The 3,055-nt window shown below is 39.1% G+C and carries 3 protein-coding genes; 2 read left to right on the forward strand and 1 reads right to left on the reverse strand.

Annotated elements, in window-relative coordinates; translation table 11 throughout:
- Nucleotides 1-21: 21 nt before the first annotated feature.
- Nucleotides 22-357, reverse strand: a complete 336-nt coding sequence (locus tag B2V92_RS04245; RefSeq protein WP_293305024.1) for a Rieske (2Fe-2S) protein — start codon at nucleotides 355-357, stop codon at nucleotides 22-24.
- Nucleotides 358-464: 107 nt separating this feature from the next.
- On the opposite strand from B2V92_RS04245, the gene B2V92_RS04250 reads away from it, so the two are divergent.
- Both B2V92_RS04250 and B2V92_RS04255 read left to right on the forward strand, forming a co-directional pair.
- The gene (locus B2V92_RS04250) at nucleotides 465-1,088 is read left to right on the forward strand and encodes a 7-carboxy-7-deazaguanine synthase QueE (protein ID WP_293305025.1); all 624 of its coding nucleotides are present in this window, start codon (nucleotides 465-467) and stop codon (nucleotides 1,086-1,088) included.
- A 37-nt stretch (nucleotides 1,089-1,125) separates the two neighbouring features.
- Nucleotides 1,126-3,012: an OmpA family protein gene (locus tag B2V92_RS04255; RefSeq protein WP_293305026.1), complete on the forward strand. Its 1,887-nt coding sequence runs from the start codon at nucleotides 1,126-1,128 to the stop codon at nucleotides 3,010-3,012.
- Nucleotides 3,013-3,055 lie beyond the last annotated feature (43 nt).

Consider the following 3,055-nt stretch of genomic DNA (forward strand, 5'->3'; position numbering starts at 1 on the left):
ACAATTAACCAGTTAACCCAATCAACTCCAAAGCTTACTCCACCAACTTTCCTCAAAACCAATATATAAACCATCTTCACGTAATTCTGTTGGGTAAATATTAATATAATCGCCCTGCCCTTCGGCGCCTCTTCCGGTGCTTAAACTGTATTCGTAACGATGGATTGGACAAACGAGGTTGCCGTTTTTACACCAGCCACCACTAAAATGTCCTCCTGCATGTGGACAATGCGATTGTGTGGCGATAATTTTATCTTCATTATTGATCAAACAGATCTGTTTTCCGTTAACCTCAATTGTTTTAATTGTATCTGCACGGGGAATCTGATTGTTATTTAGCGCTTTAAACCACTTCATTATGCTAAAATACGGTAAATAAATATCAGTATTATTTCATCTTTCCATTAAATTTCGGTTGAGGGGCCACATCACCATATTTTTTTAGGATATTTGCATCCTCAAAAATGAAACAGGACATACCAGAAGACGGCACATTACTTCCTTTAATGGAAGAATTTTACACCATACAGGGCGAAGGATTTAATACGGGCAAAGCAGCATATTTTATCCGATTGGGTGGTTGCGATGTAGGTTGTCACTGGTGCGACGTGAAAGAAAGCTGGGACGCTGAAATGCATCCGCTTACCCACGCTGATGTGATTGTTGAAAATGCAGATCAATATCCGGGCAAGGCTGTGGTAATTACCGGAGGCGAGCCATTGATCTATAACCTGGATTACCTCACCAATAAATTAAAGGAAAGAGGTATTCTTACCTTTATCGAAACCTCTGGCGCTTATCCCCTTTCGGGCAACTGGGACTGGATCTGTTTATCGCCAAAGAAATTTAAAGCCCCAAGACCTGATATCACGCCTTTTGCACACGAATTAAAGGTAATTGTTTTTAATAAAAGTGATTTTAAATGGGCCGAAGAGTATGCAGCAATGGTATCGCCAACCTGTAAACTGTATCTGCAACCTGAGTGGTCTAAATCAAAAGAGATTACCCCGTTAATTATCGAATATGTAATGGCAAATCCTAAATGGGAAATTTCGTTGCAAACACACAAATTTTTAAATATTCCTTAAAAACAATACATTAGCTTTATAACCAAATGTTAATGTAATGAAAATCTACCTGTTCCTCTTCTTTAGCATCGCCGGCTTTTATTGTTTTGGGCAAAGTTCCACAAACAAAAAGGCGCAAACTTTTTTTGAGAAAGCAGGTCCGCTTATTGATAAACTGGATTATGCAGGTGCCGAGCAGGTTTTAAAAAATGCTGTTGAGGCTGATCCGCTATTCCAGAATGCCTATATTGCATTGGGAAGTGTTTATAAAGTAGAAAAAAAATATCCCGAGGCCAAAGCAGCTTACGAAAAAGCCATCCTGATCAATAAAACGGTAGCTCCTGCTGTAATATATGGTTTGGCCGAAACCGAATTTGCTGTACAAGACTATACCAAAGCAAAACAACATTTTGAAGAGTTTCTGGCACTCGATAATTCATCGGATCGAGCCAGAAAAGCCAAGAAATACCTATTAGATTGTGATTTTGCATCTATAGCCGTTAAAAAACCTGTAAAATATAGCCCAACCAATTTGGGTGATGGTGTAAACACAACAGACGCCGAATATTTCCCTGCTTTAACAGCCGATGGTGAAACATTGGTTTTTACACGCCAGGTTAATGGAAACGAAGATTTTTGGACTTCTCAATTTAAAAACAATGCCTGGGGTACCGCAGTACCATTATCTGCCAAAATAAATACAGCCAGATATAATGAAGGTGCACAAACTATCTCTCCTGATGGTAAATACTTATTTTTTACCGGCTGTAACCGCCCGGATGGTTTAGGCAGATGTGATATTTATGTTTCGCACCGCGAAGGAAAAGATTGGGGCGAACCTTATAATGTAGGTAAACCTGTTAATTCAGAATATTGGGAATCGCAGCCTGCAATTAGTCCTGACGGAAGAACTTTATACTTTATCAGTAACCGCCCCGGTGGGTCTGGTGGTTACGACATCTGGAAAAGTACGATTACCGATGATGCAAAATGGGGACCTGCAGTTAACCTGGGGCCCGACATAAATACCATTTATGACGAAAATACCCCTTTTCTGCATGCAGATGGGAAAACACTATATTTTTCTTCGGACGGTTGGCCGGGCTTCGGAAATAAAGATATTTTTTACAGTCGCATGGATAACGATGGCAAATGGCAGAAACCTGTTAATATCGGTTATCCGATCAATTCTTTTGAAGATGAAAGCGGTTTGGTAGTAAGTGCAGATGGAAATTTTGGACTCTTCTCTTCAAATTTAAAGGGTGGTTTTGGTCTGCAGGATATTTATAGTTTTGGAATACCTGAATCAGCAAAACCTTCAAAAGTTTCTTATATAAAGGGGATCGTTAGGGATAAAGACACTAAAAAAACGATAGAAAGTAATGTACAGGTAGTTGATCTCAAAACCAATAAAACTGTTTTTGATGACTATACAGATCCAGAAACCGGGCAGTTTTTGGCTGTGATGCCTGTGGGCAGCGATTACCTGTTTAATGTAAACGCCGAAGGTTATATGTTTTACTCTGAAAACTTCGAACTTAAAAGCGGTGATATCAACAAACCTTACCAGATTGAAGTTTATATCGAAAAAATTAAGCAGGGAGGAAATGTTACCTTAAGGAACATATTTTTCGATACCAATAAATTTAACCTTTTGCCTGCGTCTATCCGCGAACTGGATCTACTGATCGAGTTCCTGCACCAGAACGAAAACGTGCAGATCGAAATCCAGGGACATACAGATAATGTTGGCGACGATAAACTGAACGAGAAATTATCATTTAACCGTGCAAATGCAGTTTACGAATACCTGGTTAAAAATAATATAGAAGCAAAAAGACTTACTTTTAAGGGCTTTGGAGCCAGTAAACCAATCGCTGATAACAAAACCGAGCTGGGCAGAAAAAATAACCGGAGAACATCGTTTGTGATTACTAAAGTATAGTTACATACATACCGTAAATACTGTGCGTCATTCTGAACTTGTT

Origin of the sequence: Pedobacter sp. UBA5917 (assembly GCF_002432345.1) — a bacterium.
In the GTDB taxonomy this organism is placed as follows: domain Bacteria; phylum Bacteroidota; class Bacteroidia; order Sphingobacteriales; family Sphingobacteriaceae; genus Pedobacter.